At 57.7% G+C, this 4,393-nt stretch carries 5 protein-coding genes; 3 read left to right on the top strand and 2 right to left on the bottom strand.

The genetic code is table 11. From position 1 onward, the window contains the following. Positions 1–715: 715 nt before the first annotated feature. Positions 716–856 (bottom strand): hypothetical protein, encoded by a 141-nt coding sequence (locus tag AC630_RS47470; RefSeq protein ID WP_245330623.1) that lies wholly within the window; start codon positions 854–856, stop codon positions 716–718. A gap of 578 nt (positions 857–1,434) precedes the next feature. On the opposite strand from AC630_RS47470, the gene AC630_RS36225 reads away from it, so the two are divergent. The 3 genes from AC630_RS36225 (at position 1,435) to AC630_RS36215 (ending at position 4,204) form a co-directional block, all read left to right on the top strand. Then, positions 1,435–1,656 carry a hypothetical protein gene (locus tag AC630_RS36225; protein ID WP_074123188.1) on the top strand — a complete coding sequence of 74 codons (222 nt, stop codon included), beginning with the start codon at positions 1,435–1,437 and terminating at the stop codon, positions 1,654–1,656. A 71-nt stretch (positions 1,657–1,727) separates the two neighbouring features. Then, entirely contained in the window at positions 1,728–3,356 is a 1,629-nt protein-coding gene (locus AC630_RS36220; RefSeq protein WP_074123187.1) for a recombinase family protein, read from the top strand. Between the two features lie 188 nt (positions 3,357–3,544). Beyond that, positions 3,545–4,204, top strand: coding sequence for a class I SAM-dependent methyltransferase (locus AC630_RS36215; protein WP_143198583.1), 660 nt, complete (start codon positions 3,545–3,547; stop codon positions 4,202–4,204). On the opposite strand, the gene AC630_RS46410 is transcribed toward AC630_RS36215, so the two are convergent. Beyond that, positions 4,201–4,393, bottom strand: a 193-nt coding sequence (locus AC630_RS46410) for a hypothetical protein (RefSeq protein WP_208867093.1), incomplete at its 5' end; no start/stop codon positions are given. The two genes, AC630_RS36215 and AC630_RS46410, sit on opposite strands and share 4 nt — an antisense overlap.

Genomic DNA, 4,393 nt, shown 5'->3' with positions numbered 1-4,393 from the left:
GGGGATCGGTTCTTCAGCTGTGTGCCAGCTTCCAGGGCGCTCGCTTTCGCCGTGAAGGTCGCCTTGACATGACCGTCGACGATCAAGGCATAACCGGTATTCAGGGGAGCAATCGATGCCTTGGTGGTGCGGGCGGACGCTGCTGGCGCTGCCAGCCTGCGCTTCTCGCGCATGGGAATAACTCCGCTTGTCGGGGACTGCTAATCAACTGCCCGCGGTCCCCTAGGTTCCTGTCGCCAGATGCACACCAACGCGCAGATGGCGCGCACCCGCGGTCCTGGAGTGCAAAACGGGCCGCCCGAAGGCTGCAGGCAAAGCAAAGCGCCGCCCAGCGTCGCAAAGCGGGAATCGAGACTCGATTAGGCTGCGGGCGCTTGGCCATAAAGAGGAACGGCTGTTGCCATATGAGACCTGTGCACTCGTAGTTGACGCCATTGGGGATCATCGCTCTCGCCGTGTTGATCGTCGGACAGCGGCACGTCGGCGCGCCCGAGGCCGGCGGCCGTCCGGATAAACGCAAAAAGGGCCGCCATGAGGCGGCTCGTCGATTGATGTTGTAAAGTCCGCGTCAGGGCACCTATGCAAGCTAATCGTGGCTGGCGAGTCCCCCTCCCAGGGGTATTGGACGGCTGCGAGGTCCGGTTAGGTTAGCCTCCAATGCCGGGCCTCGCTCCGTACGGCGCCTCAGTTGGCGGCCTCTCTTCAACAGCCGGACCTAGGTGCCGGGCTCGTGCAGTTCGAGCCACCCGCACTCGACGGCATGCTTGATGCCCGCGCCGAACTCATCGCCGCTGGCTTTCAGCGTGTAGAGGAACGTGGCGTTGATCTTCTCGATGTGGATATGACCGTCCCGCACTGGCTCGACGCCGGCCGCGATCTCGACCAGCTTGCGTGAAGCGGCTTCCGGGTTGGAAGGGGCGTTCGGTGGTGGGCTTCATCGGTAACCCATAGCTGGCACTGTCGGCGTATTCCAATCGAAGTGCGGTCGGACATCGGCGCCTCGTCTACTGCAAGCCTGGCAGGTAAAACGCGACTCAAGATCCGATAACCGCACCTCGTCAGACCATTGATCCGCGCTAAGTGCAACGCTATGGCCGCACCGATAGTTGGCGCAGTAGACGAGGACGCCGCGAACGCCCATCGCGCGCATCTGACCGAGCGTGATCTTGACCGGCCGTCCGTCGGCTTCTGTAGGTGTGTGGCGTTTGAGGGGACGAGGCATGGCATGATAAAAGCGGCATCATGAGCGCCTCGCAAATTGTCGATTCCTAGTGGCTCGAAACGCGCATGAGCTACTGCGTGTCGTGGGTGTGGATAAAAGTGCGGTCCAGCACGTCACATCGGAGTTTTGATATCCCGAAATATCCCTTGTCACGTCGGGCAAAACGGTGGTTCATAGGGTGCTGGTCCTAGCTTTTCAAAAGGAGCCAGCCTATGGCCGACCCGGCCGAGACATCTTCTGAGCTGTCGAAGATTGCCAAGCTCAACGGAGATTTCAGGAGGAATTACGGAGCGCTACTCGCGGCATTCTTGTATCTGCGCTCCATCAGTGCGGCGCGCCGGTCGTCTCACTGGGGCGGATTGATCGTGGCCTTTGCGACAGCCATTCTGACCTGGGTGGCGAAGTATGGGTGGTCGTCGAGTAGTCCATCTTGAAGACGTGAACTTCACGGTCCTCGCTGGCGGTTGTAGATTGCTCAGGCGCAAGGCGCTTGAGGCGCGGCCCGATGATCAATGCGCTCGTTCCGCACAAAATCTCTTTGCCCAAAGAACAGCGGACGCTCGGCGCTGCACAATACGTTCGCATGTCTACGGACCACCAGCGATACTCCATCGAGAACCAAGCAGCTGTTATCGCCGCCTACGCACAAGCACGAGGGCTTGAAATCGTTCGAACTTATCGGGACGACGGTGAGAGTGGTCTCGGGATAAAAAACAGGCCGGGTCTGACCGGTTTGATCTCCGACGTCCGCCAAGGTCGGGTCAACTTCAATCACATTCTCATTTACGACGTCAGCCGGTGGGGGCGATTTCAGGACATCGATGAAAGTGCGCACTACGAATTTCTATGCCGGGAAGCAGGCATCACCGTTTCTTATTGTGCGGAGCAATTCGACAACGATGGAAGTGTCATCTCAGGCATCGTGAAGAACATCAAGCGAGTGATGGCGGCCGAGTATAGTCGGGAACTTGGGGTCAGGGTGCACGCCGGCGCTTGCCATCTGTCGAGGCTTGGCTTTCGACAAGGGGGGCACCCTTGCTTCGGGCTTCGCAGAGAACTGATTGATGAAAGCGGGCGGTCCAGAGGAATAATGGAGAGCGGAGAATGGAAGTCACTTCAAACCGATCGCGTTATCTTACGCCCAGGACCGCAACATGAAATCGGAACGGTGAGGTTAATATTTGACCGTTTCGTAAAAGGCCATCTTACCGAGACGAAGATTGCGCGGGAGCTCAATCTTAGAGGTGTTCTCAATCAGAGGCGACCGTGGACCTTCTCCAAAATCCATTACCTGCTGCAAAACGATAACTATATCGGCACCAATCGTTACAACCGTCACAGTAGCAGGCTGCGAACAGTTCGAAAGGAAAATCCTCCAGTCGATTGGATCAAGAAGGAGGGAGCATTCGAGCCAATAGTGGACAAAGCAATATTCGCGAAGGCGCAGCAGATCCTCGACGATCGACGACACTGCTGGGGAGTGTCAGACGAGGAAATGCTGAAGCGACTGAGAGTCTTGCTTCACCGTAAAAGGAGGCTGAGCAGGGACGTCATCAACGAGACAGAGGGTGTCCCGTGCTCAACAGCATATCTGACGCGCTTTGGTAGCCTGAGAAACGCCTATCGGCTGATCGGCTACAGTCCGAAGCGAAAGTACGAGTACGTTGAGTCGCGTGCTGTTCGCCGCGATATGATCAAGGCCCTGGTCTTGAAGGTGGCTGGAGCGCTTGCAAAGTCCGGAGAGGATGTCAGGATCGATCAAGTTCATCAGATCCTCAGGGTTCACGCGGTCGCGATATCTTTTCGTGTGGCACGCAGTCGGCATGCTCGCGCGGCAACACATCCTAGTTGGACCATTGTACGTGGCCGACAGCTTCCACCCGGCCTTGTTGTCGTGATCAGATTGAACGAGGGCAATCGAGAGGTCAGGGATTATCTCGTGATGCCTGCATCCGGGCTAGTTGGGAGAGACCAGAGGTTTAGCGAAAGAAACCGGGACCGCTTCGGCCTGCGGCAATATGGGACGGTTGTCGCATTGAGCGAAGCAATCAAACGTCGCTTGCACAATCTCACCTGCCTGATGAGGTGCATGCGAGCTTCTCTTGACGATTGTTCACCTGCTCCCGCTCGCTAAAGGCCGAGACAGTTCGTACCGAAGGGTCAACGCGGCGCTAGGTGAATCGATGGCGCATCGGGAGAGACCTCACGCCCAGATCCTGATCGCGACCGCGCGAATATGACCTATCCGGCTATTGTTTCCAAATGTTTCTGATTGTGGTAGACGGCCGGCACTTACCAAAAAGTGTGCCGGGGCCACCCGTTATGAATTTTATCCAGAGAGTAAGGCGCAAGGTTTTTCGACCGAGGGAGACCATTGAGGGATACGAAAATCCGGAGCTGGTCGAAACGATTTTCCGCAAGACAATCAATTACAAGCCTGCTGGCGACTGGCCGCTGGTCGCGGGCTTGAGGACTGTCCTCGATTTTGGCGGGGGAGCTGGCCGGCACTACAAGCTGGCGTGCCAACTGTCTCCGGACATTCGCTGGGCGGTGGTCGAAACCCCGGCGATGGTCCGGCGCGCCAAAGAGCTTGCCACCGATCAGCTGATGTTCTTCGTGCAGATCGGCAAAGCTGCTGATTGGCTCGGAAGCGTTGATCTAATCTATTCGAACGGGGCTATCCAATACGTCCCGGACGCGTTCAAAACCATCAGAGACCTTTGTGCGGTCGGGGCGGAGACGATGGTCTGGCACCGCGTGCCGATCAGCGACGGCGAGCCCCGGCGAGAGGTTCAGACATCGTATCTCAGCGACAACGGGCCAGGGCAATCGCTTGCGCTCAAAGAAAAGCTTGTGACGTACGAGCGTCAATGGATTTCCGAGCAGGGCTTCGTTCAGGCTCACGAGGGCTACCGTATCGTAGAGCGCGGCCCCGATGCCGGTGAGCAGGGGACGCAACAATTCAAGTTCTCGAGCTGCTAGTTGGTCCAACTTCGATGGCGGCAGCGGCCGGCAAGGTGGGCGCTGACAGTGTCACGCAGATGGAGAGCAGTTTTTTGCGTATAAAGTCTCCATGGCACCACGTATGCGCCAGGAACCCGGACAGCTGATGGCGTTCGATCCTTCAACGCCAGATCGAGAACCGCAGAAAGCGCGGCAAGCGCATCGATG

The organism is Bradyrhizobium sp. AS23.2, from assembly GCF_001908185.1.
GTDB lineage: Bacteria > Pseudomonadota > Alphaproteobacteria > Rhizobiales > Xanthobacteraceae > Bradyrhizobium.
This window is presented reverse-complemented; position numbering and strand designations above follow the sequence as displayed.

Excerpts from the sequence above, each read along its gene's own strand:
- AC630_RS36225 (WP_074123188.1), top strand. The coding sequence starts at position 1,435 with ATGGCCGACCCGGCCGAGACATCTTCTGAGCTGTCGAAGATTGCCAAG.
- AC630_RS36220 (WP_074123187.1), top strand. The coding sequence starts at position 1,728 with ATGATCAATGCGCTCGTTCCGCACAAAATCTCTTTGCCCAAAGAACAG.
- AC630_RS36215 (WP_143198583.1), top strand. The coding sequence starts at position 3,545 with ATGAATTTTATCCAGAGAGTAAGGCGCAAGGTTTTTCGACCGAGGGAG.